Annotated in this window: 25 protein-coding genes; 15 read left to right on the forward strand and 10 right to left on the reverse strand. The window is 71.8% G+C overall.

Translation table 11 applies throughout. The features are described 5' to 3' along the window. Window positions 1–2: 2 nt before the first annotated feature. The 10 genes from ACIQU6_RS19650 to ACIQU6_RS19695 are packed head-to-tail and all read left to right on the forward strand — an operon-like array spanning window position 3 to window position 8,574. On the forward strand, window positions 3–590 hold the full coding sequence (locus ACIQU6_RS19650) for a thiamine pyrophosphate-dependent enzyme (protein ID WP_403482904.1): 588 nt from the start codon (window positions 3–5) through the stop codon (window positions 588–590). Then, entirely contained in the window at window positions 587–1,597 is a 1,011-nt protein-coding gene (locus ACIQU6_RS19655) for a hypothetical protein (protein WP_403482905.1), read from the forward strand. Before ACIQU6_RS19650 ends, ACIQU6_RS19655 begins: the two co-directional genes overlap by 4 nt. Continuing rightward, complete coding sequence (locus ACIQU6_RS19660) at window positions 1,594–2,523, forward strand: isocitrate lyase/phosphoenolpyruvate mutase family protein (RefSeq protein WP_403482906.1); 930 nt, start codon at window positions 1,594–1,596, stop codon at window positions 2,521–2,523. The genes ACIQU6_RS19655 and ACIQU6_RS19660 overlap by 4 nt, the downstream gene beginning before the upstream one ends. After that, the gene (locus ACIQU6_RS19665; RefSeq protein WP_403482907.1) at window positions 2,520–3,632 is read left to right on the forward strand and encodes a hypothetical protein; all 1,113 of its coding nucleotides are present in this window, start codon (window positions 2,520–2,522) and stop codon (window positions 3,630–3,632) included. The genes ACIQU6_RS19660 and ACIQU6_RS19665 overlap by 4 nt, the downstream gene beginning before the upstream one ends. Then, window positions 3,629–4,057, forward strand: a complete 429-nt coding sequence (locus ACIQU6_RS19670) for a YjbQ family protein (protein ID WP_403482908.1) — start codon at window positions 3,629–3,631, stop codon at window positions 4,055–4,057. Before ACIQU6_RS19665 ends, ACIQU6_RS19670 begins: the two co-directional genes overlap by 4 nt. Then, window positions 4,054–5,205 (forward strand): pyridoxal-phosphate-dependent aminotransferase family protein, encoded by a 1,152-nt coding sequence (locus ACIQU6_RS19675; RefSeq protein WP_403482909.1) that lies wholly within the window; start codon window positions 4,054–4,056, stop codon window positions 5,203–5,205. The genes ACIQU6_RS19670 and ACIQU6_RS19675 overlap by 4 nt, the downstream gene beginning before the upstream one ends. Next, window positions 5,205–5,492, forward strand: coding sequence for a glutaredoxin domain-containing protein (locus tag ACIQU6_RS19680; RefSeq protein ID WP_403482910.1), 288 nt, complete (start codon window positions 5,205–5,207; stop codon window positions 5,490–5,492). Before ACIQU6_RS19675 ends, ACIQU6_RS19680 begins: the two co-directional genes overlap by 1 nt. Before the next feature lie 3 nt (window positions 5,493–5,495). Next, entirely contained in the window at window positions 5,496–6,158 is a 663-nt protein-coding gene (locus tag ACIQU6_RS19685) for a metallophosphoesterase family protein (protein ID WP_403482911.1), read from the forward strand. After that, complete coding sequence (locus ACIQU6_RS19690; protein ID WP_403482912.1) at window positions 6,155–7,312, forward strand: acetyl-CoA carboxylase biotin carboxylase subunit family protein; 1,158 nt, start codon at window positions 6,155–6,157, stop codon at window positions 7,310–7,312. The genes ACIQU6_RS19685 and ACIQU6_RS19690 overlap by 4 nt, the downstream gene beginning before the upstream one ends. Next, window positions 7,309–8,574 (forward strand): MFS transporter, encoded by a 1,266-nt coding sequence (locus tag ACIQU6_RS19695; RefSeq protein ID WP_403482913.1) that lies wholly within the window; start codon window positions 7,309–7,311, stop codon window positions 8,572–8,574. Before ACIQU6_RS19690 ends, ACIQU6_RS19695 begins: the two co-directional genes overlap by 4 nt. Here ACIQU6_RS19695 and ACIQU6_RS19700 read toward each other — a convergent pair. Together ACIQU6_RS19700 and ACIQU6_RS19705 are read right to left on the reverse strand one after the other, a co-directional pair. Then, window positions 8,552–9,190: an endonuclease gene (locus ACIQU6_RS19700; RefSeq protein ID WP_403482914.1), complete on the reverse strand. Its 639-nt coding sequence runs from the start codon at window positions 9,188–9,190 to the stop codon at window positions 8,552–8,554. The two genes, ACIQU6_RS19695 and ACIQU6_RS19700, sit on opposite strands and share 23 nt — an antisense overlap. Window positions 9,191–9,267: 77 nt before the next feature. Beyond that, window positions 9,268–9,798, reverse strand: coding sequence for a hypothetical protein (locus ACIQU6_RS19705; protein ID WP_403482915.1), 531 nt, complete (start codon window positions 9,796–9,798; stop codon window positions 9,268–9,270). Between the two features lie 316 nt (window positions 9,799–10,114). Here ACIQU6_RS19705 and ctaD point away from each other — a divergent pair, with 316 nt between their 5' ends. The 5 genes from ctaD (at window position 10,115) to ACIQU6_RS19730 (ending at window position 14,302) form a co-directional block, all read left to right on the forward strand. Beyond that, complete coding sequence (ctaD, locus tag ACIQU6_RS19710; RefSeq protein ID WP_403482916.1) at window positions 10,115–11,833, forward strand: cytochrome c oxidase subunit I; 1,719 nt, start codon at window positions 10,115–10,117, stop codon at window positions 11,831–11,833. Beyond that, complete coding sequence (locus ACIQU6_RS19715; RefSeq protein ID WP_403482917.1) at window positions 11,830–12,219, forward strand: cytochrome c oxidase subunit 4; 390 nt, start codon at window positions 11,830–11,832, stop codon at window positions 12,217–12,219. The genes ctaD and ACIQU6_RS19715 overlap by 4 nt, the downstream gene beginning before the upstream one ends. Window positions 12,220–12,299: 80 nt before the next feature. Further along, window positions 12,300–12,941: a TIGR03085 family metal-binding protein gene (locus tag ACIQU6_RS19720; protein WP_403482918.1), complete on the forward strand. Its 642-nt coding sequence runs from the start codon at window positions 12,300–12,302 to the stop codon at window positions 12,939–12,941. A gap of 44 nt (window positions 12,942–12,985) precedes the next feature. Next, window positions 12,986–13,510, forward strand: coding sequence for a MepB family protein (locus tag ACIQU6_RS19725; protein ID WP_403482919.1), 525 nt, complete (start codon window positions 12,986–12,988; stop codon window positions 13,508–13,510). 93 nt (window positions 13,511–13,603) lie between these two features. Beyond that, window positions 13,604–14,302 carry an alpha/beta hydrolase gene (locus tag ACIQU6_RS19730; protein WP_403482920.1) on the forward strand — a complete coding sequence of 233 codons (699 nt, stop codon included), beginning with the start codon at window positions 13,604–13,606 and terminating at the stop codon, window positions 14,300–14,302. Window positions 14,303–14,411: 109 nt separating this feature from the next. Here the strand turns inward: ACIQU6_RS19730 and ACIQU6_RS19735 are convergent, their stop codons facing one another. From ACIQU6_RS19735 to ACIQU6_RS19770, 8 genes are all read right to left on the reverse strand, one after another. After that, window positions 14,412–15,425, reverse strand: coding sequence for a carbohydrate-binding protein (locus ACIQU6_RS19735; RefSeq protein ID WP_403482921.1), 1,014 nt, complete (start codon window positions 15,423–15,425; stop codon window positions 14,412–14,414). Between the two features lie 505 nt (window positions 15,426–15,930). Further along, entirely contained in the window at window positions 15,931–17,574 is a 1,644-nt protein-coding gene (locus ACIQU6_RS19740; RefSeq protein WP_403482922.1) for a cytochrome bc complex cytochrome b subunit, read from the reverse strand. Window positions 17,575–17,702: 128 nt separating this feature from the next. Then, a complete protein-coding gene (locus ACIQU6_RS19745; RefSeq protein WP_403482923.1) occupies window positions 17,703–18,479 on the reverse strand; it encodes a GNAT family N-acetyltransferase in 777 nt (258 codons plus the stop codon). Window positions 18,480–18,844: 365 nt separating this feature from the next. Next, entirely contained in the window at window positions 18,845–20,224 is a 1,380-nt protein-coding gene (locus ACIQU6_RS19750) for an MFS transporter (RefSeq protein ID WP_403482924.1), read from the reverse strand. Window positions 20,225–20,340: 116 nt separating this feature from the next. Next, window positions 20,341–20,739: a nitrite reductase small subunit NirD gene (gene nirD, locus ACIQU6_RS19755; RefSeq protein ID WP_403482925.1), complete on the reverse strand. Its 399-nt coding sequence runs from the start codon at window positions 20,737–20,739 to the stop codon at window positions 20,341–20,343. Then, a complete protein-coding gene (nirB, locus tag ACIQU6_RS19760; protein ID WP_403482926.1) occupies window positions 20,736–23,354 on the reverse strand; it encodes a nitrite reductase large subunit NirB in 2,619 nt (872 codons plus the stop codon). Before nirB ends, nirD begins: the two co-directional genes overlap by 4 nt. After that, complete coding sequence (locus tag ACIQU6_RS19765) at window positions 23,351–24,574, reverse strand: NAD(P)/FAD-dependent oxidoreductase (protein WP_403482927.1); 1,224 nt, start codon at window positions 24,572–24,574, stop codon at window positions 23,351–23,353. Before ACIQU6_RS19765 ends, nirB begins: the two co-directional genes overlap by 4 nt. Continuing rightward, the gene (locus tag ACIQU6_RS19770) at window positions 24,571–26,724 is read right to left on the reverse strand and encodes a molybdopterin oxidoreductase family protein (RefSeq protein WP_403482928.1); all 2,154 of its coding nucleotides are present in this window, start codon (window positions 26,722–26,724) and stop codon (window positions 24,571–24,573) included. Before ACIQU6_RS19770 ends, ACIQU6_RS19765 begins: the two co-directional genes overlap by 4 nt. Window positions 26,725–26,858 lie beyond the last annotated feature (134 nt).

The following is a 26,858-nucleotide window of genomic DNA, read 5'->3' on the forward strand; positions in this document are numbered from 1 at the left end:
CCATGCTGGACATCCGCGAGGCCATCACGGCCCTCCTCGACCGCGACCCCACCGCCCTCTCCGTGTCGACCTGCGGGTACATCACCCGCGACGTCTACAACATCGCCGACCGCCCGGGGAACTTCTACCTCGTCGGCTCGATGGGCATGGCGGCCCCGATCGGCCTCGGCGTGGCCCTCGCCCGCCCCGACCGTCGGGTGGTGGTCCTCGACGGAGACGGGTCCTTCGCCATGAACCCCGGCTGCCTGCCGATGATCGCCGAACACCGGCCCGACCTGCTGCACGTCGTCCTCGACAACGGGGCGCACGAGAGCACCGGCGGACAGCGCACCGCCGCACTGGGCGACCCCGCAGCCCTGGCCCGCGCCGCCGGCTACCCCGCCGCCCACACCGTCGACAACCTCGACGGACTCGCCGCCGCCTACCCCGCCCGCGGCAACGCCGGCCCCACGCTGCTGCACCTGCGCTGCCACCCGCGCACCCACAAGGCCGGCAGGCGCGTCGAGTTGACGCCCCAGGAACTCGTGACGCGCTTTCGCACCGAGGCCGCCGCCCCCGTGCCGGCCGCCGTCGAAGGGAGCCCGCTGTGAAGAAGCCCGTCCTGCTCGACTGCACCCTGCGCGACGGCGGCAACCAGAACAACTGGGAATTCACCCCGACCGACGTGCGGACCCTCGTCACCACCCTGGACGCCGCCCGCATCGACGTCATCGAGGTCGGCTACCGCGGCGGCTCCGGCAGCCGCAGCAGCGCCGACGCCGGCATCACCGCCCACTGCACCCCCGAGTTCCTCGCCGCACTGCCCGAGGTCCACCACGCCGAACTCGCCGTCATGGTCGTACCGACCGTCTGCCCCGTGCAGGCCATGGACGACCTCCCCGACAGCCCCATCGGCATGGTCCGCATCGCCGCGTACCCGTGGAACATCGCCGGCGTACCCGAGTACGTCCGCGCCGCACGCAACCTCGGCCTGCGCACCGGCGTGAACCTGATGGCCGTCAGCTACGCCGACCCTGCCCAACTCACCGAGATCGCCCGCACCCTACGCGCCGAACAGCCCGACGTCTGCTACGTCGCCGACTCCTTCGGCGCCCTGACACCCGACGACGTCCGCACCCGCGTCGCGGTGCTGCGCGAACACCTCGACTGCCCGATCGGCCTGCACGCCCACAACAACCTCGGCCTGGCCGCGGCCAACGCCCTCGCCGGCCTGGACGCCGGAGTGGACTGGCTGGACGCCTCGCTGTGCGCCATGGCCCGCGGCGCCGGCAACCTCGCCACCGAACAGGCCGCGGCCTTCCTCACCGCCTGGCCCAAGTACGCCACCCACACCGACCTCGCCCAGGTCTGCGCGGCCGCCGAATACGTCGCCGAACAGGTCCTGCCGCGGCCGATGGTGGTGCGCCGCCAGGAGATCGCCGCCGGCATCAACGACCACCACTACTACTACCAAGACCGCATCGACAAGATCAGCGCCCGCTACGGGCTGGACCCGTGGGAGGTCGGCCGCCGCATCGGCGCCACCCGACCCCGCAAGGTGCTCGACGACGTGGTGGCGGACGTCTGCCACGAGATGACCGGAGGACACACCGCATGACCGAGCAACACCCCACCACCGCGCGCGGCACCCGCCTCACCCCCGCCGAGGCCCTGCGCGCCGCCCTGCACGCCGAGCGCCCGGCCCGCGCCATGGGCGCCCACAGCCCGCTCAGCGCCCGACTCGCCGAGGAGGCCGGCTTCGAGGTCATCTGGTCCAGCGGCCTGGAGATCTCCGCCACCGCCGGCGTACCGGACGCCAACATCCTGGCCATGCCCCAGTGCCTGGAGGCCGCCGCCGCCCTCGCCCAGGCGGTGTCCACCCCGATCCTCGCCGACTGCGACTCCGGCTTCGGCAACGTCAACAACGTGATCCACATGGTGCGCGCCTACGAGGCCCGCGGCGTCGCCGGCGTCTGCATCGAGGACAAGCAGTTCCCCAAGCTCAACAGCTTCATCGAGGGCAACCAGGACCTCGCACCGCTGGACGACTTCGCCGCCAAGATCAGGGCCGCCACCGAGGTCCGCCGCGACCTGGTCGTCGTCGCCCGCCTGGAGGCGCTCATCTCCGGCCAGGGCATGGCCGAGGCCCTCCGCCGCGCCGTGGTCTACGAACGCGCCGGCGCCGACGCCCTGTTGATCCACTCCAAGATCTCCGACCCCGGCGAGGTGTTCGCCTTCCGCGAGGCGTACACCGGCGACCTCCCCGTCATCGTGGTCCCCACCACCTACCACCAGGTGACCATCGAGGAACTCCGACAGCGCGGCTTCGCCATGGCCATCTACGCCAACCAGGCACTGCGCAGCTCGCTGCGCGCCATGCGGGAGACCCTCACCAAGATCATCCAGGACGGCTCGACACACGGCATCGAGGACGGCATTGCACCGCTGAAGGAGATCTTCGACCTCCAACACATGCCGCAGATGCTCGAACAGCAGGCCCACTACGAGGCGTTGGGCCGCGAGCTCGCGGAGGCCGGCCGATGACCACCGCACCCCACGCCACCACCGCACTGCGCCTGTCCTTCCTCGACACCTGCCTGGACATCGAGCCGGCCCCCGGCGCCGACATCGACGAAGCCCTGCGCTTCCTCGACACCCACGTCGCCGTCGCCCCCCGACCCGCGGGCGCCGAACCGCCGTTGGCCACGCTCCGCACCGCCCCGGCACCCGACGACCGCCACACACCCCCGGACGGCACGCACTGGGAGGACATCTACCTCCGCAAGAGCGCCAGCGACTTCTTCACCGTCCCGGCCCGCCGATCCCAGGCCGACGGCCGCACCTACGTCGAGTGCACCAAGACCGGCACCCGCTTCGCCTTCGACGGCGCCGCCCGCACCATCGACGTCGCCATGACCGCGACCGGCGCCATGGACCTCGTCGAACTCGTCCGCGACCTGGTCCTCAAGGACCAGGAGAACCGCGGCGCCGCCGTGCTGCACGCCACCGCCGCCGTCAAGAACGGCACCGCCGTGCTCGTCACCGGCGCCAAGGGCGCGGGCAAGAGCACCATCCTGCTGGAACTGGTCGAGCACTTCGGCTACCAGATCATGAGCGGCGACAAGACGGTCGTGCACGAACAGCCCGACGGCACCACCCTGGCCGCCGGCTGGCCCGACTACCCCCACCTCGGCTACGGCACCATCGCCAAGTACCCGGGCCTGAAGGAGATCGCCGGCATCGCGGACGACTACCAGCCCACGGCCGGCCAGGCGTTCTCGCCGATCGGCAAGTTCGCCGTGGACCCCTACGGATTCCGCGAGCGCTTCCCCAGCGCCCCCCTCGGCCTCGCCGTCCCCGTGACCGGGGTCATCCACCCCAACATCGGCCCCGGCGACCACACCGTCCTCGCCCCCTTCCCGCCCGACCCCGCCGAACGCACCGAGGCACTGGCCGCCAACATCGAATCCGCCTTCGACGGCGCCAACGCCGGCTGGCACCACTACCTCGACGACGGCCGCGCCCGGCACACCGAACGCCGCGCCCGCATCGCCGCCGAACTCGCCAAGGCACCGGCCTGGACCCTCACCGGCCCCGGCGACCTCACCCCCGACAACACCCCCTCACCACTGGCACACGGGGGAGCGGCATGATCGAACTCACCGTCGACAGCACCGGACTGAACTCCCACTACGACCTCACCGACGAGATCGCCGCACACCTGCGCGCCACCGACGCCGGCGACGGGCTGGCCGGCGTCTTCGCACACGGCAGCACGGTGGGCCTGACCATCATGCGCTACGAACAGGGCGCCGTGACCGACCTGTTGCGGACCCTGGAGCGCATCGCGCCCGACGACGGCAACCGCTACCTGCACGAGCTCACCACCGGCGATCCCAACGGCTTCTCGCACCTCAAGTCCTCGCTGCTCGGCACCAGCGTGCTGGTCCCGTTCCGGGACGGCGAACCCGCCATGTCGCCGACCCACCGCGTGGTGCTCTTCGACTTCGACCTCAAGCCCGCCACCCGCCGGATCTTCCTCGACCCGCCCCGCCCGCACCGGAAGGACCCCGCATGAAGCTCCGCCTGGCCACCCCCGGCCCCACCGAGGTCCCGCAGCGACTGCTGCTGGCCGGCGCCCGCGAGATCATCCACCACCGCTCGGCGGAGATGGCCGGCCTCCTCCACGAGATCAACGAGGGCCTGCCCCCGCTGTTCGGCACCGAGCACCCCGTCTACACCATCGCCGCCTCCGGCACCGGCGCGATGGAGGCATCCGTCGCCAACTGCTTCTCGCCCGGCGACGAGGTCCTCGTCGTCTCCAACGGCTACTTCGGCGAGCGCTTCGAGGCGATCTGCACCAACTACGGACTGACCGTCCACACCGTGCGCAGCGACTGGGGCACCAGCGCAGACCCCGACCAGGTGGCCGCCGCGTACGCCGAACACCCGGCCATCCGCGGCGTGTTCACCGTCTACAGCGAGACCTCCACCGGCGCCCTCAACGACGTCGAGGCCATCGCCCGGATCTTCCGGGACACCGACGTCATCGTGGTCGTCGACGCCATCAGCGGCCTGCTCGTCCACCCCCTCCCCATGGACGAATGGGGCCTGGACGTCGTGCTCGCCGCCTCCCACAAGGGCTTCATGCTCCCGCCCGGCCTGGCCTTCGTCGCCCTCTCCGACAAGGCATGGACGGCCGTGGAACGCGGCTCGGGCCCCACCTACTACTGGTCCTTCGAGCGGCTGCGCCACTTCTACCCGATGTCCTCCTCGTCCCCGGCCGTCTCACTGCTGCTCGCCCTGCACGAGTCGCTGAAGATGCTCAACGAGGAGGGGCTGCCGGCCTTCCAACGCCGGCACGCCGCACTCGGCGAGGCCGCCGGCCGGGCCCTGACGGCCCTCGGCTTCCAGCCCTTCATCCGAGAACCACACCGGCGCAGCCACGTCATCACCTCGGCGCTCGCACCCGAAGGCATCGACACCGGCGAGCTGTTGAAGACCCTGTCCACCCGGCACGGCGTCACCATGACCGGAGGCCAGGCCCACCTCAAGGGCAAGCTCATCCGCGTCGGCCACGTCGGCGCCGCCGACCCCCTGGACCTGTGCGCCCTCTTCGGCGCCGTCGAGATGGCCCTGCTCCAACTCGGACACCGCTTCACCCCCGGCACCGGCACCGGCGAAATCGTCCGCGCGCTCGCCGACTTCACCAACGAGGAGAGCTGATGCTCGTTCTGTTCCAACGCGAGACCTGCCCCGACTGCAAGCCGGTCCGCGAACTGCTGACCCGCCTCCAGGTCTCCTACCTCAACATCAACGTGCCCAAGCCCCGTGACGAACGACACGAGTTGATCCGGACCACCGGCAGCAAGTTCATCCCCGCACTCATCGACGGCGACACCGTCATCCCGGGCAAACTGCGGGAGAACGCCGACCTGATCGCCTACCTGGAGAAGCGGTTCGGCGCACCGGACTCCGACGCCGCCCCCGCCGAACCGGGAAGCGCCAGCTGACCCTTGCGTTACGCCATCGTCACCGACCTCCACGGCGACCTCGCGGCCCTCCGCCGGGTGCTCGTCGACGTCGCCCGCGAACGGGTCGACCAAGTGCTGTGCCTGGGCGACGTCTTCGAGTGCCACATCGGCAAACGGGACCGCGCCGACTACGCGTTCGGGTCCGTCGCGGAGGTCTTCGACCAGGTCCCGGAGCTGGTCGCGCTGCTCGACGGGGCCGTGGTCGTCCGCGGCAACCAAGAGGAGCGGATCGCCTCCCTCGTGCCCGACCACGCCCTGCCCGCCTGGTCCCGCGCCGTGCTCGACGCCCCGCTGGAGCACCGCACCCCGTTCGCCACCTACTGCCACGGCCACCCGCTGCCGTGGCAGCAGGTGGAACCGGGCAAGTGGTGCCCGCTGGACGCCGAGTTCGCCGGGCGCGCCCTCGTCCACGGGCACCACCACCGCAGCGCGGTGCACCGGCTGCCCCGCACCGGGCGCGCCTGGCGGGACGTGACGACCCTGCCGTTCCGCTACGGCGAGCCGGTGCCCCTCACCGCCGGCCACCGCTACCTGGTCAACGTCGGCCAGGTCCGGGGCGCCGACCCGAACTGGGCCGTCATCGACGAGCGGGCGGCGACTGTCACCTACCACCGACCCGCCCAACAACCTACGGAGAGCGCATGACCCGGCAGGTCCTCCTGCTCAACTCCGACAAGCCCGAGGCGCTACGCGCCCTCGCACACCGCCCCGACCTGCGGGTCCGGGTGATCACCCGGGAAAGCTACGCACCGCTCCACGCCGGTCACGACACCGTCTGCATCGACAGCTTCGAGGACCTCGCCCAGGTCGAGCGCGCCGCCTACGACCTCACCCGCGGCGCACCCGTCGACCACGTCATCGCCGCCACCGAGAAGAGCATCGTCCCGGCCGGCCTGATCCGCTCCCTGCTCGGCGTCCCGGGCCCCACCTTCGACGAGGCCCTGTGGTCGGCGCACAAGCGCGCCATGAAGCAACGACTGCGCGCCGCCGGCCTGACCGTCACGGACTTCGCGCAGGTCACCAGCGTCGACGAGATACCGACCGCGGCCCGCGCCACCGGCTGGCCGGTCGTCGCCAAACCGGTACTGGGATCGGGCACCCACTGCACCCACCGCATCGACTCCGCCGAGGAGTTCGCCAGGCAACGCGCCGCGGGCGCCCTCGACGACCTGGCGGCCCGCGGGCTGCCCGTCCAGGTGGAACGCCTGGTGGACGTCGTCGGCGAATACCACTGCGACGGCATCGTGCGGGACGGCACGGTGACGTTCGCCGCCACCTCCCGCTACTTCGCCCCGCTGCTCACCGTCCAGGCACCGCTGCGCGGCGGCCACCTCGTCGACCCCGACCACCCGCTCGCCCGCCAACTGCCCGGCCTCCTCCAGGAGGTGGCACACGCCCTCCGCGTCCGGGACGGCGTCCTGCACCTGGAGGTCTTCGAGACGCCCGACGGCCCGGTGATCGGCGAGGTGACCACCCGGCCCCCCGGCTCCGGCGTGCCCCGGATGTGGCAGCGCGCCCTCGGCGTCGACCTGTGGGACGAGTTCATCCGCGCCGCGCTCGGCGAGGAACCCGCCCGCACGGCGCCCCACCGACCCGACCGGATCCACGCCTGGACCCACCTCCCCGACATCCCGGGACTCCTGGACCGGCTCACCCGAGTCGACGGCGTCCGCACCGCACTGCCGCCCACCGAGAACGGCTCCGCCCACATCGAGGTCCAGTTCACCGCGCCCGACGCGGAGCAGGCCGGACTCCGCCAAGCCGGGCTGCACGCGCTCGCGGAGGCGGCCCGCACGTGAGCCGCCTCCTCGCCAACGCGCTGCCCGCCCCCGGGACGCCACGCCTCCTGGCCGCCTCCTGGCTCGTCAACACCCTCGGCAGCGGCCTGTACCTCCCCACCAGCTCGCTGTACTTCACTCGCGTCGTCGGCCTCCCCGTATCCCGGGTCGGCATCGGCCTCACCGTCGCCGGGCTGGTGGCCCTCGCCGGGGCCGTGCCGATCGGCAACCTCGCCGACCGCCACGGCCCCCGGCGGGTCCTCGCCTGCGTACTGGCGGTGCAGTGCGCGGCCATGCTCGCCTTCACCGTCGTCCGCTCCTTCCCCGCCTTCCTGGCCTGCGCGTTGGTGTTCACCCTCGCCGACCAGGGCAGCAACGCGGCCCGCGGCGCACTGGTCGCCGCGGCCGGCGAGGGCGCCGAACGCGTCCGCCTACGCGCCTACCTCCGCGTCGTCACCAACCTCGGCATGGGCGCGGGCGCCGGCCTGGCCGCCCTCGCCATCCAGGCCAACAGCCCTCTTTGGTATACCGTCCTGATCGCGGTGAACGCGGCCACCTTCCTCGGCGCCGCGGTGCCACTGCGCTGGCTTCCCCCGGACACCGGCCGCCACCCCGCCGCCGACGCACCGGACTCCCCACCGATCTCCCGCTGGCAAGTGCTCCGCGACACCCGCTACGTATGCACCACCGCCCTCTGCGGCGTGCTCAACCTCCAACTCCAGGTGATCTCCTTCGCCGTTCCGCTCTGGGTCGCCGACCACACCTCCGCCCCGAAGGCGATGGCCTCGGTGATCGTCGTGGTCAACGCTGTCATGGTGGTGCTCTTCCAGATGCGCGCCAGCAGGGGAGTCGAGGACGACGCCCGCGCCGCCGCCCTCTGCCGCCGCGCCGGCGTGGCCCTGCTCGCCGCCTGCGCGGTGGTCGCCCTCACCAGCGGCCGCGGCCCCGCGCCGACCATCGGACTGCTCCTGGTCTTCGCGGTACTCCTCACCCTCGGCGAACTCTGGACCTCCGCCGGCGGCTTCGGCCTGAGCTTCAACCTCGCCCCCGCATCCGCCCACGGCCAGTACCAGGGCTTCTACTCACTCGGCAAGGGCTCATCCCAGGCAGTGGCCCCCTCCCTCCTGGCCGCCCTCTGCCTGGGCGGCCACACCGCCGCCGGCTGGCTCGCCCTCGGCGCCCTCTTCGCCACCGCCGGCCTGCTGATGCCGATCGTGGTCCACCGCGCACCCGCCGCCCGCCCCACCGGAGCCGACCCGCTCACGCCACCTGGAGCTCCCTGACCGCACCCCTCGACAGACCGACCCGCACCAGCGCAGCGGCCAACCTGGCGGCATCCTCCGGCCGCACCAACGCGCCCAACCCGCGCGCCGTATGCGGCAACCCCAACTCCTTGGCCGTCGCGCAACTCCGCTCGTCGAAGAACGGACGCAACCCGGGCCACACGGCCTGCGCCTCCCGACAGAAGATGCCCGCGCCGACCGGCCCGATCCGAGGAACCTCCTGCACCAACCCCGCCAACTGCCCCCGCTCCCCGCCGGCTTCCGCCCACATCCGCCGGAGATCGCCGTGCCAGCGGTCGAGCACGAACTCCGCCCCCCTGCCGAGGGCGGTCGCGGTGCTCTCGTCGTAGCGCACGTAATGGGCCCGCCCCAGCGCGTCCACCCGCACCCGCCAACCGGAGTCCGCCATCGCCCGCGGCGTCCGCAAGCCGGCCGCGAAGAGCTCCCGGGCGGCGCCGGCGGCGATCTCCGCCTTGATCCGGATCGAGCACAACACCGTCAGCACCAGCAACTGGTACAGCGGCGCGGGCTTGTCCCGCAGCGTGATGCCGGCCTCCTCGGCGTACGTCCGGCCGTACGCAGACAACAACTCGGCCACGGTCTCATCAGACTTCATTGCGCACCTCACCATCGTCCGACCTCCCGCACAAACCCCCACCACCCCTCAGCCACTCAACTCACCTCGTCTCCTGGTCACTTGCGCAGACCCGCCAGGCGTCGACGGGCGGGGTTGAGGGAACGCCCACGGAGGTTGCCGCCCCGCCAGGCATCGACCTTGAGGAGCTGCTCCGCGCGAGCCAGCGTCCAACGCCCCGGGCTGAGCTCGGGATCGTCCACATCCGCCGAGGCCACCGGCGCGGCGACGGGTGTACCCGGCCGGGCCCGCACGGCAGAGGGGGCGACGGCGGTCTGGGTCGCGGTGTCGTCGCAGACGGCGTAGGTGACGGTGGTGCCGCTCTCTTTCGGCAGCTCGACCCGGCCGATCCAGCCCGGGAAGTAGTCGGGGACGTCCTTCTGCATGAAGCCGCGACCGTCGATGCCGTCGGGGTGTCGCTCCCACATCAACGGACGCCCGCGCAACTGCGGCGGCATGCGACGGGCCACGGTGCGGTAGTACCCGGCCGGCTCGGCCTTGGTGATGCCGTCCTCGGGGAACAGCACCTTCTCCGGCCGACCGATCTCCACGGTCCTACCTCCGGCCCGCAACCCTTCGACGGCGCTCATCGCTCCTCCCTCGGGCCCAGAACGGTGCCACTGGGCCGCGGCGGCTCGACGGAGCGGGAGGGGTCCCCGAATTTCAGCGTAGGGGGTGGGCCCGGAGGCGGCCACGCCGACTGCGGAGCGGAACGAACCAACCGCGCACCGTACTCCGCCCCCCGACCGCCCATCGTCCCTCACCCACCGCCACCGATTGGCCGTAAGGAAAAGGAGAAGGAGGTGATATCGGTGTGGCGTCGGGTCGGTCGCGTCGGCGAGCCGCTACACACGAAAAACGCCGTCGCGCCGGAAGAAGTCCCGGTCACCGTGCTCCGGAGGAGCCATGTCACAAGTGGGCCACACCCCTCACCGCGCACCGCTGGATTCGCCCGCCAATCCACGGGTCCGCACGGGCGGCCGGATCAGGAAGTACTTCACGACCACCGATCACAAGGCGATCGGCAACATGTACCTGGTCACGGCCTTCGGCTTCTTCCTGTTCGCCGGACTGCTGGCGATGATGATGCGCGCGGAACTGGCGCAGCCCGGAATGCAGTTCTTCAGCCACGAGCAGTACAACCAGCTCTTCACCATCCACGGCACGGTGATGATGCTGCTCTTCGCGACACCCACGTTCGCCGGATTCGCCAACGCCGTCATGCCCTTGCAGATCGGCGCGCCCGATGTCGCCTTTCCCCGACTGAACGCGATGACGTACTGGTTCTTCCTCTTCGGCGGGCTGATGGTCGTCTCGGGCCTCGTCGTTCCCGGCGGCGCGGCCTCGTTCGGCTGGTTCGCCTACGCCCCGCTGAACCGCGCCGAACACACGCCGGGCGCGGGCGGCGACCTGTGGGCGGCCGGGCTGGTCGTGGCCGGCCTCAGCACCGTGCTGGGCGCGGTCAACTTCATCGCCACCATCATCACGCTGCGGGCCCCCGGCATGACGATGTTCCGGATGCCCATCTTCACCTGGAACATCCTCTTCACCTCCATCCTGACCCTGCTCGCCTTTCCGGTCCTGACCGCCGCACTGCTGGCCCTGCTCGCGGACCGGAAACTCGGCTCCCACGTCTACGACCCGGCCAACGGCGGGGCGTTGCTGTGGCAGCACCTCTTCTGGTTCTTCGGCCATCCGGAGGTCTATATCGTCGCCCTGCCGTTCTTCGGGGTGGTGAGCGAGATCATCCCGGTGTTCAGCCGGAAACCCGTCTTCGGATACATGGGCATGGTCGGCGCGACGATCGCCATCACGATGCTGTCGGCGACGGTGTGGGCGCACCACATGTTCGCCACCGGCGGGGTCCTGCTGCCGTTCTTCTCGCTGATGTCCTTCCTCATCGCGGCGCCGACCGGAGTGAAGTTCTTCAACTGGATCGGCACCATGTGGAAGGGCAGTCTCTCCTTCGAGACGCCGATGCTCTGGTCGATCGGATTCATGGTGACGTTTCTCTTCGGTGGACTGAGCGGGGTGTTGATCGCCTCACCGCCACTCGACTTCCACGTCACCGACTCCTATTTCATCGTCGCGCATCTGCATTACGTCCTGTTCGGCACCATCGTCTTCGCCACCTTCGGCGGCTTCTACTTCTGGTGGCCGAAGTGGACCGGCAAGATGCTCGACGAACGGCTGGGAAAGGTGCACTTCTGGATCCTGTTCGTGGGATTCCAGACGACCTTCCTCGTCCAACACTGGCTGGGGGCGAGCGGCATGCCGCGCCGCTACGCCGACTACCTCCCCGCCGACGGCTTCACCGTGCTCAACTCCGTCTCCTCCACCGGCGCGTTCCTGCTCGGCATCTCCACGCTGCCGTTCCTCTACAACGTGTGGCGGACCGCCCGCTACGCGCCCAAGGTGGAGGTGGACGACCCCTGGGGATTCGGGCGCTCCCTGGAGTGGGCGACCTCCTGCCCGCCACCTCGGCACAACTTCGAGGCCCTGCCCCGCATCCGGTCCGACTCCCCGGCCTTCGACCTGCACCACCCCCACGTGCGCATGCTGACGGAAGGCGAGCGCGGCACCACCGAACCCACCCCCGACACCCCCGGAGGCCAGACCCCATGAAGACGGAGGCACTTCTCTTCGCCGGCGTGGCCGCCTTCTTCCTCGTCACCGACGTGATCTACATCTGGCTGGCCCGCGAGCCCGCCGGCGGCGCCGCGCTCGCCGTCTCCTTCGGCATGGCCTCGGTCATCTCCTTCTTCTGCGCGATGAACTACCGCCGCAAGGGCACCCGACCGGAGGACCGGGAAGGCTCGGAAATCCAGGAGCGCGCCGGAGAGCTCGACTTCTTCCCGCCCGAGAGCGGATACCCGGCGGCGGTGGCCTTCGGCGTCTCCCTGCTGGCCCTCGGCCTGGTCTTCGGCCTGTGGGTCTTCCTGATCGGCGTGGGCGTCACCGGCGGCTCGCTCTTCGGGACGGTGTTCCAATTCGCCCGACGCGACCACTGAGGAGACGCCTCACGGGTCCGGACCAGCGAACTTCCTTCCCCTATACGCCAGTTGATCGATCCTCGCTACACTTCCGCACTATGGCCGATCCGCTCTTCGACGCCGTCGAGCGAGCACAGCTCTGCGACCTGTTCGACGAACTCGGTCCCGAGGCACCGACCCTCCTCGGGCCGTGGACGACCCGCGACCTCGCCGCGCACCTCGTCCTGCGCGAGCGCGACCACCTCGCCGGCCCCGGGCTCGCCCTGCCCGGTGCCTGGGGCCGCTTCGCCGCGCGACGAAGAACAGCGCTCGCGCCGAGGGACTTCCGGCGGCTCGTCGCGACGATCCGATCGGGACCACCACCAGGCCTCTTCCGCATCGGATGGGTGCGCCGACTCCCGAACCTCAACGAGTTCTTCGTCCACCACGAGGACGTACGCCGCGCCAACGGTCGTGCTCCGCGCACCAACGCGTACGCGATGGACGAGGCCCTGTGGCGCAACGTGGGTCGCGCGCCCTGGTTCCTCGCGCGGCGACTGCGCGGCGCAGGTCTTGAGCTTCAGTGGGCAGGCACCACCAAGACCGTGCGAGCGCGACGAGGCGAACCCACCGCCAGCATCACCGGCCCCCCAGGCGAACTCCTCCTCTCTCTCTTCGGCCGACAGGGCGCGGCACACGTCGAGTTGAACGGACCCGAAGCGGCCGTCGAAGCCGTGCGATGCACGCGATTCGGCATGTAGCAGGGGCCGACGGTGCCTGGCGGGCGCGATGGCACAATGTGCGGATGGTGACGGACCAGTCCTGGGCGGGGCTCCACGGCGACCTGCTGGCGGCGAAGACACTCGTCTACGACCCCAGTGGCTTTGCCTGCTCACAGCCGGTGCCCGAGCCGGAGAGCGCCGAGTACGCAGCGCACGGGTTCACGATCGACGGGGCGTCGGTCAGGTTCCGCGTGGCCAAGACCACCCCGACGAAGGTGGGCCAGTTCGTCACCGTGTGGCTGCGATCCGCAGAAGGCCCGATCCGGCCCTTCGACACCGAGGACGGGGTCGACCTCTTCGTCATCAGCAGCCGTGACGGCGACCACTTCGGACAGTTCGTGTTCCCGCGGGAGGTGCTGTGCGAGCGCGGCATCATGTCCAGGAACCGCTCCGGCGGGAAGCGAGGATTCCGCGTCTATCCGCCATGGGTGACCACGACCAGCCGCCAGGCGAGCAGCACCCAGGCATGGCAGATCACCTACTTCCTGCACGTCGCGGAGAACGGACCCCTCGACGCGGCGCGCGCCCAAGCCCTCTACCACCCGTAGGCGCACCCTTCACCGGTTCCGTCTGACGCTCGGGCCGGGACGCGCCGCCCGTGCGACCGTAGAATCTGCGCGGGTCAACGGGGGAGGGGCGGCATGTTCAGGTCGCGAGCGCGCGCTGCAAAGCTGACGGAGCGACAGGGCGGCGGCGAGGTCAGGAGCGTGGTCCTGCTCCTGCCCGGCGGATTCGTTCGCAGTCGGCTCAGGCCGTTGAAGATCGTCGAGCAGGGGCTCCAGGAGCTGGCGGCCGAGCTCACGGAACGGGGGTGTTCCGACGGGATCGCCGTCCACCTGCTCCACTACCGCTACGCGGGCTGGAACGGGGCCGCTGCCGACACCGCCTCGGACACTCGCTGGGCGCTGGCGGAACTCGCCAGCCGGTACGGGGACGTACCGGTGGTGCTGATCGGCAACTCGCTCGGTGGGCGCGCGGCGTTCTGGGAGGCGGGCCATCCAGCGGTCGTGGGCGTGGTCGGCATCGCTCCCTGGCTGCCGTACGGCGACCTGGTGGAGCACCTGGCCGGCCGCCGGGTGCTGATCATCCACGGTGACCGGGACCGCAGCCAAGCGAGCGCTGCCAAGTCGCTCGACTACGCCCGGCGGGCCCTGGCCGTCGTCCCGGACCTGGCCCGGTACGAAGTGCCGCGCGGCAGCCACTACCTGGTGAAGCAGGCCGATGCCGTCCGCGCGCTCACCACCGCCTTCGTACTGGCCACCCTTGGTACGGAGCCGTCGCCGCTCGCCAACGGCGGACTGCGCACCCCTCTGCCGACTCGGGACACCAGGGCCGGTTGACGCCCCGACGTCTTGGGCAACGCCCTTGGGGGCGCACCGTTGGGTGCGCCCCCGTTTCGCTTCATGGTGTTGGGGCGCCTGGTGGCGGGGCTACCGAGTCACTCGCGGGTCACTGGTGGACGGTCCAGTGATCGTTGGCGCCTGCCTGGACGAACTTCAGCGGCGGGCACAGGAAGGCGTTCGGATCGGGGTTGGTGTCGGTCCACGGTGAGTCGGTCGGGCTCGCCGGCTTCCAGGCACCGTTGTGGCGCAACTGCACGGCGCTGCTGTCGAAGGTGGTGTTCCGTGCCTCCGTGCAGTAGTACCCCTCTCCCGTGGCCGGGTTGACGCTCGCATAGATCTCGAACATGTCCCATCCGTGGTCCAGCCCGCTCTGGTCCGCCCCCGACTGCTGGAACAACAGGTCCCAGGCGGCGGTGCGGTAGTTGTAGAGATAGGCCGACCAGCGGTTGGTGGCGGCGTCGTCCTGCACCATCTGCACGCTGTACGCGGCCGGCCCACCGTTGCCGGGGGTGTAGTTCTTCAGGAAGTTGTCGTCGATGGGGACGGTCTTGGCCGGACCGACGGTCCCGCACCAGTCCCACGCCCAGATCTCGTTGCCGGTGTTGGTGTAGGCGGTCACCACTTCCATGCAGGAGTTCTGTGCCTTGGTGGTGGGCGCGTAGGTGACGTTGTCCGCGTCGGTGACCGTGTAGGACGGGTCGACGGTGTGGGTGGCCATGATGCCGTCATGCGTACCGGGCTGGGGGAAGACGCCCCACCAGTTGTGGGTGACCTGGCCCGCCTGGGGAGCCGATGCGGTCGGCTGGCTGCCGGGGATCCGGGGGTGGTGCGTCCACGCGGGGCCGGATACGGCGCGACGCCCGGCCAGGAACGTACGGACGGCTTGCGCGTGCTCCGGCGTGCGGGCCGGCGTGTGCGCCCCGGCGACGACGCCGGTGTGGGGAGCCGTGGGGGAGGGCGGCGGAGTGGTCCGGGCGGTCGCCGGGTGGGTGGTGGCGGTGGCGGGGGCGGCCAGGGGCACGGTCACCAGGGTGACCAGGGCGGAGGCGGCGAGGACCAGGGCGGCGAGGGGCGAACGACGTCTTGCTCTGGAACCGGTTCGGGGTCCTGGGCTGTTCACGGTTGACCTCCAGGGCGTGTGGGGGGTTCCCCTGAGCTGGTCCGAGCGTGCAGTTACGTGTCTGCGCCGACCTGAACGTGCCCGTACCTACCTGCACTTGCCTGAGCGTGTCCGTGCCGGCCTGCTCTGGCCTGGACCAACCAGGGCCAAAGGGAATGTCCATGACGGAGCATCGGGTGTCAAGGGATCCGACGGAGCGGCAGCGCAACACCGTCCGACCGACCCCATCGTCAGTCGCACCGAGCACGCGCAGGACCGCGCCCTGTCTCGCTCCCTGTCCCGGCTCCGCCTCGGACGCTGCCCCTTCGCCGCGCTCGTGTTGCGTCCGGGCGCACGTGCTGCCCGTGGCGGTGGCTCGAAGGGATCGGCCGCTCGGGATCCCGTGACGACGCGACCACGCCGCGGGATGCGCGCGACAAGATCGCTTGGGTCCGCGTCCACCGCGGCACCGAACGGCGCAGCATCCCGCGCCATCGGGCTGGGTACATGATCGCGGAAGCCGACCCTAGCTCGTGCGTTCCTCGCCGGCGCCGACCTTCGGGCTGGCCACCGTTTCGGCGATCTGGCGCCGTTGTTCGGAGGTGACCGGGAGTTCCACGCGGTCGCGGAAGTACCAGGCGCTGAGGGCGGCGCGCAGGCGGTCCAGGCGGGGGGCCTGGGCGCCGGGGTGTGGCAGGGGTTCGGGGATGTCCCTGGCCAGCATGCGGTAGCGCTCGGTGGTCGGCACCGGTTCCTGGGTCTCGCGCAGGCCGCCGTAGACGCTCTGCAGCACGTAGCCCGTTTCGCGGCCCTCCAGGAGGAGTTGGCGTTCGCGGTCCTGGAGGGCCAGGCAGATGCGCTTGGTGAGGAGGAAGGCGAGGACCGGGCCGAGGACGAACAACACCCGGAAGATCCAGGTCAGGGTCTCGACCGAGACCCGGAAGAGGGTGGCGATGACGTCGTTGCCGCCCGCCGCCAGCAGCACGGCGTACCAGACGATGGCGGCGACGCCGAGCGCCGTGCGGGTGGGGACGTTGCGCGGCCGGTCGCACAGGTGATGTTCCATCAGATCACCGGTCACCCAGCGCTCGAAGAACGGGTAGGCGTACAGCAGCACGAAGAGGATGCCGGGCAGGACGATGGCGGGGAGCAGCACGTTCCACATCAGCGTGTGGCCCGCCACGTTGGTCTCCCAGGCCGGCATCAGCCGCAGTGCGCCTTCGAGGAAGCCCACGTACCAGTCGGGTTGGGCGTCGGTGGAGACGGTGTCGGTGAGGTACGGGCCGTAGGCCCAGACGGGGTTGATCTGGGCCAGCCCGCCGAGCAGGGTCAACACCGCGAAGACCATGAAGAACAGGCCGGAGGACTTGGCGGTGAACTGGGGGAACATCGGCTGTCCGACGGCGTTGCGGTTGGTGCGCCCGCGGGCCGGCCAATGGGTGTGCTTGAGGTACACCACGAGGAGAAGGTGCAGGCCGATCAGTGCGAGCAGCAGCCCGGGGACGAGGAGGATGTGCACGGTGTAGAGCCGGGACAGCAGGATGTGGCCGGGGTAGGAGCCGCCCCAGATGAAGTAGCTGAGGTACGTCCCCACCAACGGCAGGGACAGCACGATGGTGTTGGCGGTGCGCAGGCCGGTGCCGGACAGCAGGTCGTCGGGGAGCGAGTAGCCGGCGAAACCCTCCAACATGGCCAGCATGAACAGCGTCACGCCGACCGTCCAGTTGACCTCCCGCGGCCGGCGGAACGCGCCGGTGAAGAAGACCCGCAGCAGATGCACCCCGAGCGCGGAGACGAAGACCAGGGCCGCCCAGTGGTGGATCTGACGGATCAACAGGCCGCCCCGGACCTCGAAGCTGATGCGCAGCGTCGAGGCGTAGGCACCCGACATCGACAGCCCCCGCAGCGGGCCGTACGCACCGTCGTAGATGCGGTGGGCCATGCTCGGCTCGAAGAACAGCGTCAGGTAGACGCCGGTCAGTACCAGGACCAGCAGGCTGTAGAGCGCGATCTCGCCGAGGAGGAAGGACCAGTGGTCCGGGAACGCCTTGCGCAACAGGGCCCGCCCGGCCTCCGAGGCGGGCAGGCGGCCGTCAACCGCGGTGAAGGCGGAGCGGCCGGCCCGACGGGCCCTCGCCGCCGTCCCTTCCTCTGCGCTCCCGAACAGCATCTGCGGCCCTCCTCGGCGCGGTGGTTCACGCGGGCACCCGTGGTGCCCGCCCCACCGCACCCTGCCTGGCCGATCGCCGCCCGGTGCGCATTACGCAGATCGGGGGCACCGCCGGACGGCCGGGGACGTCACGCCACGACGCCGATGTCCTGCCGCACCGGTCGGCCGGTGAGGTAGTGGACGTACTCGTCGGCCAGCCGGAAGCCGGCGGTCCAGGCGAGCAGGCGACTGGCCCGGTTGTCGCGGGAGCAGGTCCAGCTCGGGGTGTGGCCCCGGGCGGCGATGTCCCGGCACAGGGCGGTGACGCAGGCGAGGGCCAGCCGTTGCCGGCGGTGTTCGGGGAGGGTCACGCAGGCGACGTCCTCGTACCCGGTGCCGCGGAAGTACGTGCAGGCGACCGCGAGCACCCGGCCCGCGTGGAAGGCGCCCCAGCCGTGCCCGGAGGCGGCCAGGCCCGCCGGGCCGCCCCAACTGGCGTGGATCCAGGAGGCGTCCGCACCCAGCGAGCCCAACGCCGCGGCGTCCTGGGGCAACAGGCGGCGCACCTTCACGCCGTGCGGCGGACGCGGGGCGGCGGTGGACTGACGGTGCAGGTACACCATGCGCTCCCAGGGCACCAGGAGGTCGAACGAGCTGCCCAACAGGGGCAGGAAGCGGGCGGGCGCCTGGGCGTGGTGCCCGGCGAAGCCGGCCAGGGAGAGCGGTGACAGCGCGGTGGGATCGCCGCGGAAGAGCGCGTGGTCGGCGCAGGAGACGACCACCGCGCGGGGCGCGTCCGGACGGTCGACCCACCAGCGGCCGTTGCCGGAGATCAGCGCGTGTTGGGTGAGGGCTACCGTGCCGGGCGGACCGTCGGCGAACCAGTAGGCGAGGTCCGGGAGTTGGTGCGGCAGGATTTCGATCACGGCGATTCCTAGTGGCTGGGTACGCTGGGCCGGCCCTGCGCGGTGCGGGCCTACGGGTACGCGAAGAGGGGCGCCCGGTCGGGTCACGGGCGCCCCAGGTGCGGAGACGTGTCAGCGGGCGGTGGACGTCTCCGGGCAGCGCGGCGCGTGACCTCGGCCCGCCGTATGGGGCGGGTGGGCGAGCACGAGCCGGGCGCTGTTCACGTCCCTATCGAATGCCATGGCGTACCCCGCCGCAAGCGGTGGCAGCGCCTCTTTACGTACCCCTGATGAACTGGGATTTCGCCGCTTGGCGGGGGCCTGCGTGGGCACGGTGGGGTTCCGGAGTTCCGGCCCTGAGCGCCGCGCCCACGCCCGCCGTCGGCTCACATGCCGGTTATCCGTCCGGCGCCGGGGCGGAGGTAGACGGCCCAGGTCACCAGCGAGCAGAGCGCGTAGACGGCCAGGAACGCCCAGTAGGCGGCGTTGCCGTTGCCGACCGTCAGGAACGACTGGCGGAAGGCGAAGTTGACCAGGACACCGCCGAACGCCCCGACGGCACCCGCGAGTCCGATCAGCGCCGAGGCGCGGCGTCGCGCGTCCTGCTCCGCGGTGGCCGGATCGGTGCCGCCGTCCGCCACCGCCGCCCGCGCCCTGGCGTGGAAGACCGCGGGGATCATCTTGTACGTGGAGCCGTTGCCGAGGCCGCTCAGGGCGAAGAGGGCGACGAAGCCAGCCAGGAACAGCGGCAGCGAACCGGCGCCCGAGGCGACGAGCACGGTGACCGTCCCGAGGGCCATCAGCAGGAACGTCAGCACGGTGATCCGCGCACCGCCGTAGCGGTCCGCGAGCCGCCCGCCGACCGGCCGGGCCAGCGAGCCCAGCAGGGGCCCGAGGAAGGTGAGGTACGCGGCCTTCACGGGGGTGTCGAACTGCTGCTGGAACTGCACCTGGAGGACCTGCCCGAAGGCGAAGCCGAAGCCGATGAAGCTGCCGAAGGTGCCGATGTAGAGCAGCGAGATGACCCAACTGTGCGGTTCTCGGACGACCTCGCGCAGCGCGCGCCGGTCGTTGCGCAGCGAGGGCAGGTTGTCCATCCGCAGCGCGGCACCGAGCGCCGCCAGCACGATCAGCGGCAGATAGACCAGCGGCACCAGGCGCGGATGGGCGGCGCCGGCGGTGGCCAGCACGGCCAGACCCACCAACTGCACCACCGGGACGCCGAGGTTGCCGCCGCCCGCGTTCATGCCCAGGGCCCAGCCCTTGAGGCGCTGCGGGTAGAAGGCGTTGATGTTCGCCATCGAGGAGGCGAAGTTGCCGCCGCCGACGCCCGCGACACAGGCGACCGCGAGCAGCGTGCCGTAGGAGACGCCCGGCTCCAGCACGAGCCCGGCCAGCACCGTGGGGACCAGCAGCAACGAGGCGCTGAAGACGGTCCAGTTGCGGCCGCCGAAGCGCGCCACCGCGTAGGTGTAGGGCAGCCGCAGCGCCGCGCCGAGCGCGGTGGGCAGCGCGGTGAGGGTGAACTTGCCCGCGGGGTCGATGTGGTACTCCGGGCCGAGGAAGAGCACCAGCACCGACCACAGGCTCCACACCGAGAAGCCGATGTGCTCGGAGAGGACGGAGTAGATGAGGTTGCGGCGGGCCACTCTGGCGCCGGCCTCGGCCCAGAAGTCCTCGTCCTCCGGTCGCCAGTCGGTGAGGGTACGGGCCCGGACCGGGGCCGTTGCGGTGGTGGGTTCGCTGCCGACGGCAGTGCTCGTCATGACGTGTCACCTGATCGTGAGAGAGGGGATCCGGACGGTGGGGGTGTGGTGAGGTGACGGTAGTGCGGGGTGCTCGGGGACGGCTCGCGTACGCCGGCGGGCGGGCCGTCGGCGGGCTACGACCCGAGGCGAACCGGCCAGATGCGCAGGACCGCGGGCCGCCCGTCGGGGGTGGTCTCCTCGTCCAGGCAGCGGCCGTCGCGCAGGTCGAACGCCTGCTTGTACATCGGGGAGGCCACCGTCGGCACGCCCGCGCGGCTGCCGAGGATGCCGCGGGAGAGGACGTAGGCGCCGCTGAACGGATCGCGGTTGTCGACCGCGTACAGCTCGCCGGCGCGGTCCCGGAAGACCGCGACCTGCTGGCCGCTCGCACTGAGCACGGCCACGCCGCGGCCGGGCGTCAACTCGTCGTAGTGGCAGACCCGGGTCCACCTCCGGCCGTCCAGGATCTCGACGGTTCCGGTCGCGGGGGACGTCGTGGTCGCCGGGTGGGTTTCGAGGGTGGTGTCGGTCATGCGGTTCGCACCTCCAGTTGGGAGCCGGCGATCAGGGCCGGGGTGCCGTGCCCGTCCTCGTCGGGACGGGCGGGACGGATCTGGCCGCGCTCGGGGACGAAGGTCACGGCCGGGTCGGGGGTTCCGGGGGCGTTGACGAAGGAGGTGAAGCGGCGTAGCCGATCGGGGTCGGCGAGCACCGCGGCCCACTCGTCCTCGTAGCGGTCGATGTGCCGCTCCATCTGCAGCTCCAGCTCGGCGCAGATGCCCAGCGAATCGTCCAGCACCACCTCCCGGACGTGGTCCAGGCCGCCGTCGATGCGGTCCAGCCAGGTCGAGGTGCGCTCCAGCCGGTCGGCGGTGCGGATGTAGAACATCAGGAACCGGTCGATCGTCCGGAGCAGGGTCTTCTTGTCCAGGTCGGCCGCGAGCAGATCGGCGTGGCGCGGGGTCATGCCGCCGTTGCCGCCGATGTAGAGGTTCCAGCCCGCGGAGGTGGCGATGATGCCGAAGTCCTTGCCCTGGGCCTCGGCGCACTCGCGGGCGCAGCCGGAGACCGCCGCCTTGATCTTGTGCGGCGAGCGCAACCCCCGGTAGCGCAGCTCCAGTTCGATGGCCAGCCCGACCGAGTCCTGCACGCCGTAGCGGCACCAGGTCTCGCCCACACAGGACTTCACCGTGCGCAGCGACTTGCCGTACGCGTGGCCGGACTCGAAGCCGGCGTCGACGAGGCGGCGCCAGATCCGGGGGAGCTGGTCGACGGTGGCGCCGAACAGGTCGATCCGCTGACCACCTGTGATCTTGGTGTAGAGGCCGTAGTCGCGGGCGATCTCGCCGATGGTGATCAGGCCCTGCGGGGTGATCTCGCCGCCGGGCACCCGCGGCACGACCGAATAGGAGCCGTTGCGCTGCAGGTTGGCGAGGAAGTGGTCGTTGGTGTCCTGCAGCGCGCCCTGCTCCCCGTCGAGGACGTGGCCGCCGGCCAGGCCGGCCAGGATCGAGGCGACGACCGGCTTGCAGACCTCGCAGCCCTCGCCGCCGCGCCCGTACCGATCAAGCAGATCGCCGAAGGAGTCGATCCCGGCCACCTGGACGATCTCGTAGAGCTCGGCACGGGTGTGCCCGAAGTGCTCGCACAGGCTCGTGTCGACGGTGACACCGCCGGCCGCCAGCTCCTCGGTCACGATCGTGCCGAGCTGCTTCACACAACTGCCGCAGCCGGTACCGGCCTTGGTGCACTTCTTGACGTCGGGGACGGTGGTGCAGCCCTGCTCGGAGACGGCCGTGCGGATGGCGGCCTTGGTGACGTTGTGACAGGAGCAGACGATCGCGTCGTCGGGCAGCGCGGTCGACCCGGTGGCCGGTGCGAGCCCGGCGGGCAGCACCAGTTGCTCGGGCGCGGTCGTCAGCGGCTTGCCGCCGAGCGCGAGCGGGCGCAGCAGGCCGTAGGACTCGGTGTCGCCGACCAGCACGCCACCCAGGAGTTGGCCCTCGCGGCCGACCACCAGCTTCTTGTAGATCCCGGCCCGACTGTCGCTGTAGCGGACGTCGGCCGCACCCTCGGCGGCGCCGTGCGCATCGCCGAAGCTGGCGACGTCGACGCCCAGCAGCTTGAGCTTGGTGGAGGTGTCCGCGCCGGTGAACAGGTGCTCCGCCGCGGGCGGTTGCTCGGACCGCCCGGCGGTCAGTGAGCGGGCGGCGGCCTCGGCCATCGCATAGCCGGGGGCGACCAGGCCGTAGACCCGGCCGTCGGCGGCCAGCGCGCACTCGCCGATGGCGTGGATGCGCGGGTCGGTGGTGCGGCAGCGCTCGTCGACGACGATGCCACCGCGCTCGCCGACCGGCAGCCCGCAGTCCCGGGCCAGTTGGTCGCGCGGCCGCACGCCGGCGGAGAACACCACCAGGTCGGCGGGGAGTTCGCGGCCGTCGGACAGGCCCATGGCGCGGACCCGGCCCTCGTCGTCGGTGACGATCTCCTGGGTGCCGGCCCCGGTGTGCACGGAGACGCCGAGGTCCTCGATCTTGCGGCGCAGCAGCTGGCCACCTCCCTCGTCGACCTGGATCGCCATCAGGCGCGGGGCGAACTCCACGACATGGGTCTCCAGGCCCAGGGCGGTGAGCGCGCCGGCGGCCTCCAGGCCCAGCAGCCCGCCACCGACCACCACACCGATCCGGGTGCGCTCCGCCTCGGCCTCGTCCCGTATCCCCTGCAGGTCCTCGATGGTGCGGTAGACGTGGCAGCCGGCCGCCTCCCGGCCGGGGACCGGCGGCACGAACGGGACCGAGCCGGTGGCCAGCACCAGCGCGTCGTAGCGCAGTTCCGCGCCGGAGGCGCAGGTGACGGTCCCGGCGGCGCGGTCGATCGCGGTCGCCGGGTCGGACAGGCGCAGGTCGATGCCGTGCTCGGCGAGGAAACCGGCCGGGGTCAGGGAGAGTTCCTCCGTACTGGTGCCGGAGAACCACGAGGTCAGATGGACCCGGTCGTAGGCGGCGCGGGGTTCCTCGGCGAGCACGGTGATCCGCCACCGCGCGGCCTCCGGCTGCTCGACGAAGGTCTCCAGGAAGCGCTGGCCGACCATGCCGTGGCCGACCAGGACCAGGTCCTTGAGCGGGCTGTTCGAGGGGCGCTGCGTCATGAGGAGGCTCCGAGGGTGGTGAGCAGGTGCAGGGGGTGGTCGGGCAGCGGCTCGTCGCGCTCCAGCGCGCGGGCGAGGTCGCCGACGGTGGTCAGGTCGCCGAGGAGGATCGCGCCGACCAGACGGTCCCCGCGCAGCACCAGCTTCTTGTAGCTGCCGCGGGTGGTGTCGGTCAGGCGCACCACGGCCAGCCCCGGGTCGTCGCCCGGGTCGGCCTCGTCGAGGTGGACCTCGCCGAAGGCCGCGTACTCCAGCGGTCCGGCGCTGAGCCGGGCCAGCGGCCGGGAGCCGGTGTAGCGGGCGTCCGGGGCGCTGCCGGAGAGCCGGGCGGCGAGCACGTCCGCCTGCTCCCAGGCCGGGCCGGCCAACCCGTGGACGGTGCCGCGGTGTTGGGTGCAGTCGCCGATCGCGTGCACATGAGGGGCGGAGGCGGCCAGGGCGTCGTCGACGACGATCCCGGTGCCGACCGCCAGGCCGGCCGCGTGCGCCAGCGCGGTGCGCGGCCGCACCCCGCAGGCCAGCACGAGCAGATCGGTGCCCAGCCGGTAGCCGCTGGCCAACTCGACCTCACCGTCCTCGGTCAGGGCCCGCGCGCGGTTGCCGAGATAGACCTCCACGCCGAGCGCGCGCAGGGCACCGCGCAGCGCCGCAGCGGCGTCCGCATCGAGTTGGCGCTCTATCAAGTACGGTCCCTGGTGCACGATTTCGACCTGGATGCCGAGCGTGGCCAGCGCCCGCGCGGCGCTCACCCCGAGCACCCCGCCGCCGACCACGACGGCCCGCCTCGCGCCGGCCGCCTCCTCCGCGAGCCGGGCGCAGTCGGCCAACGTGCGCAGCGCGTGCACCCCGGCCCGCAGCCCCCGGCCGTCGGGGCGGCGCAGCCCGCGGACCGGCGGCAGTACCGGATTGGCGCCGGTGGCCAGGACGAGCTCGTCGTACTCCGCGCTGTCGCCGTCGGCGAGGGCGAGCGTGCGGGCCGCGGTGTCGAGGGACACCACCTCACAGCCGGGCCGCACCGCGGCACCCCCGATCGGCAGCGCGATGGCCTCGGCGTCGAACCGGCCGGCCAACACGTCCGCGAGCAGGACGCGGTTGTAGGGGGCGCGCGGCTCGGCGCCGTAGAGCGTGACCCGACCGGAGCCGCCCAGCGCGTGGTACCGCTCGGCGAACCGCGCCGCGGCCATGCCCGCACCGACCACCGCGACATGACGCGCACTCATCCCAGGTCCCCCGCCCCCGAGACCCGGCCAGGTGCCCCGCCCGGGACCTCCAACCGCACCGCGCACACCTTGAACTCCGGCATCTTCGACGTCGGGTCCAGCGCGGGGTTGGTCAGCGTGTTGGCCCGGCCCGGGCCCGGCCAGTGGAACGGCATGAAGACCGTGTCCGCCCGGATGGCGTCGGTGATCCGGGCCGGGGCGAGCGCCCGACCGCGCCGGGAGACCACCGAGAGCGGTGCGCCCTCCACGACGCCGAGCCGGGCCGCCAGTCGCGGATGCAGCGCCACGAACGGGCCCGGCGCGGCCTCGGTGAGCTCGGCCACCCGGCGGGTCTGCGCGCCGCTTTGGTACTGCGCCAGCACCCGGCCGGTGGTCAGATACAGCGGGTACTCCGCGTCCGGCTCCTCCGCCGCCGGCCGGTGAGTGACCGCGGCGAACCGCGCCCGGCCGTCCGGGGTGGCGAACGCGTCGAGGAAGAGCCGCGGCGTGCCGGGGTGCTCCGCGTCCGGGCAGGGCCAGAAGACGCCGTCCTCGGCGCGGATCCGGTCGTAGCTGATGCCCGCGTAGTCCGCCTGCCCGCCCGCCGAGGCGCGGCGCAGCTCGGCGAAGACGGTCCGGGGATCGTCGTCGAACCGGGCCGGTCGGCCAGCACGCGTCGCCGCCCCCAGCCTTTCGGCCAGCTCGCGCAGGATCCACAGGTCGCTGCGGACGCCGGGCGGGGGAGTGGTGGCCTGCTGGCGCAGTATCACCCGGCCCTCCAGATTGGTCAGGGTGCCGGTCTCCTCCGCCCACTGGGTGCTCGGCAGCACCACGTCCGCGAGCTGCGCGGTCTCCGAGAGCACCACATCGGAGACCACCAACAGCCCCAACGTCCGCAGCCGCTCGGCGACGTGGGCGGCGTGCGGCGCGGAGACCACCGGGTTGGACCCCATCACCAGGAGCGCGTGCACGCCTCCCGGGCCCGACCGGCCCAGGCTGTCCAGCAGCTCGTAGGCGGAGCGGCCGGCGCGCGGCAGGGCGTCCGGAGCGACGCCCCAGACGGCGGCGACATGGGCCCGGGCGGCGGGGTCCTCGATGGAGCGGTAGCCGGGGAGCTGGTCGGCCTTCTGGCCGTGTTCACGCCCGCCCTGGCCGTTGCCCTGGCCGGTCAGGCAGCCGTAGCCGGAGTAGGGCCGACCCGCCTTGCCCGCGGCCAGACAGAGGTTGATCCAGGCGCCGACGGTGTCGGTGCCCTTGCTCTGCTGCTCGGGACCGCGGGCGGTCAGCACCATGCCGCGCGGGGCGCGCCCGAAGTGGCGGGCGGCCTGCCGCAGTTGGGCCACCGTGACGCCGGTGATCCGCTCCACGCGCTCCGGCCAGTGCGCCATCGCCGCGGCCCGGGCGTCCCCGTACCCCTTGGTGCGGGCCGCGATGAAGTCCGCGTCGACCAGGCCGTCGGCGACCAGCACGTGCAGCAGGCCGAGCGCCAGCGCGAGATCGGTGCCGGGCAGCGGTTGCAGATGCAGGTCGGCCTGCTCGGCGGTCCGCGTCCGGCGCGGGTCCACCACGATCAACGTGCCGCCGTTCTCCTGGAGTTCCCGGAAGTAGCGCAGCGCCGGCGGCATCGTCTCGGCCGGGTTGCCGCCGACCAGGATGAGGCACCCGGTGTGCGGGATGTCCGCCAACGGGAACGGCAGCCCGCGGTCCAGCCCGAACGCCAGCCGGCTCGCGGCGGCGGCCGACGACATGCAGAACCGGCCGTTGTAGTCGATCGAGGCGGTCCCCAGCGCCACCCGGGCGAACTTGCCGAGCTGGTAGACCTTCTCGTTGGTCAACCCGCCGCCGCCGAAGACGCCCACCGCGTCCGCGCCGTGCTCCGCCCGCACCGCGGCGAGCCCGGTCGCCACCCGGTCCAGCGCCACCGGCCAGCTCGTGGCCCGCAGTTCACCCCGTTCGCGTACCAACGGCGTCGTCAGCCGCGCGGCGGGAGTCAGCAGCCCCGCCGCGCTCTGCCCCTTGCCGCACAACGCGCCCCGGTTGACCGGGAAGTCGGCGCGCTCCCACACCTCCGGGGGCACCCCGGCACTCAGCCGCATGCCGCACTGCAACGAACAGTACGGACAGTGCGTCGCCGTGCCGGCGAGGGCGGTGGTGGTGACGGTGTCGGTCATGACTCGACCCTGACCGCAGCGCGTTACATCCCCTCACCCCGTGCATTGCGCCCTTGATACGCCTCGCGCACGCCACCACTGCCACGTGGTGCGGCCAGTGACATATGCCGTAACACAACGAACGGTTCGCTAAC

Source organism: Streptomyces sp. NPDC090442 (genome assembly GCF_044769405.1).
GTDB lineage: Bacteria > Actinomycetota > Actinomycetes > Streptomycetales > Streptomycetaceae > Streptomyces.

Bases quoted from the DNA above. Each gene is read 5' to 3' on its own strand.
- ACIQU6_RS19650 (WP_403482904.1), top strand. From the start codon at position 3: ATGCTGGACATCCGCGAGGCCATCACGGCCCTCCTCGACCGCGACCCC.
- ACIQU6_RS19660 (WP_403482906.1), top strand. From the start codon at position 1,594: ATGACCGAGCAACACCCCACCACCGCGCGCGGCACCCGCCTCACCCCC.
- ACIQU6_RS19665 (WP_403482907.1), top strand. From the start codon at position 2,520: ATGACCACCGCACCCCACGCCACCACCGCACTGCGCCTGTCCTTCCTC.
- ACIQU6_RS19670 (WP_403482908.1), top strand. From the start codon at position 3,629: ATGATCGAACTCACCGTCGACAGCACCGGACTGAACTCCCACTACGAC.
- ACIQU6_RS19675 (WP_403482909.1), top strand. From the start codon at position 4,054: ATGAAGCTCCGCCTGGCCACCCCCGGCCCCACCGAGGTCCCGCAGCGA.
- ACIQU6_RS19680 (WP_403482910.1), top strand. From the start codon at position 5,205: ATGCTCGTTCTGTTCCAACGCGAGACCTGCCCCGACTGCAAGCCGGTC.
- ACIQU6_RS19690 (WP_403482912.1), top strand. From the start codon at position 6,155: ATGACCCGGCAGGTCCTCCTGCTCAACTCCGACAAGCCCGAGGCGCTA.
- ACIQU6_RS19700 (WP_403482914.1), bottom strand. From the start codon at position 9,190: ATGAAGTCTGATGAGACCGTGGCCGAGTTGTTGTCTGCGTACGGCCGG.
- ACIQU6_RS19705 (WP_403482915.1), bottom strand. From the start codon at position 9,798: ATGAGCGCCGTCGAAGGGTTGCGGGCCGGAGGTAGGACCGTGGAGATC.
- ctaD (WP_403482916.1), top strand. From the start codon at position 10,115: ATGTCACAAGTGGGCCACACCCCTCACCGCGCACCGCTGGATTCGCCC.
- ACIQU6_RS19715 (WP_403482917.1), top strand. From the start codon at position 11,830: ATGAAGACGGAGGCACTTCTCTTCGCCGGCGTGGCCGCCTTCTTCCTC.
- ACIQU6_RS19720 (WP_403482918.1), top strand. From the start codon at position 12,300: ATGGCCGATCCGCTCTTCGACGCCGTCGAGCGAGCACAGCTCTGCGAC.
- ACIQU6_RS19725 (WP_403482919.1), top strand. From the start codon at position 12,986: ATGGTGACGGACCAGTCCTGGGCGGGGCTCCACGGCGACCTGCTGGCG.
- ACIQU6_RS19730 (WP_403482920.1), top strand. From the start codon at position 13,604: ATGTTCAGGTCGCGAGCGCGCGCTGCAAAGCTGACGGAGCGACAGGGC.
- ACIQU6_RS19740 (WP_403482922.1), bottom strand. From the start codon at position 17,574: ATGCTGTTCGGGAGCGCAGAGGAAGGGACGGCGGCGAGGGCCCGTCGG.
- ACIQU6_RS19750 (WP_403482924.1), bottom strand. From the start codon at position 20,224: ATGACGAGCACTGCCGTCGGCAGCGAACCCACCACCGCAACGGCCCCG.
- nirD (WP_403482925.1), bottom strand. From the start codon at position 20,739: ATGACCGACACCACCCTCGAAACCCACCCGGCGACCACGACGTCCCCC.
- nirB (WP_403482926.1), bottom strand. From the start codon at position 23,354: ATGACGCAGCGCCCCTCGAACAGCCCGCTCAAGGACCTGGTCCTGGTC.
- ACIQU6_RS19765 (WP_403482927.1), bottom strand. From the start codon at position 24,574: ATGAGTGCGCGTCATGTCGCGGTGGTCGGTGCGGGCATGGCCGCGGCG.
- ACIQU6_RS19770 (WP_403482928.1), bottom strand. From the start codon at position 26,724: ATGACCGACACCGTCACCACCACCGCCCTCGCCGGCACGGCGACGCAC.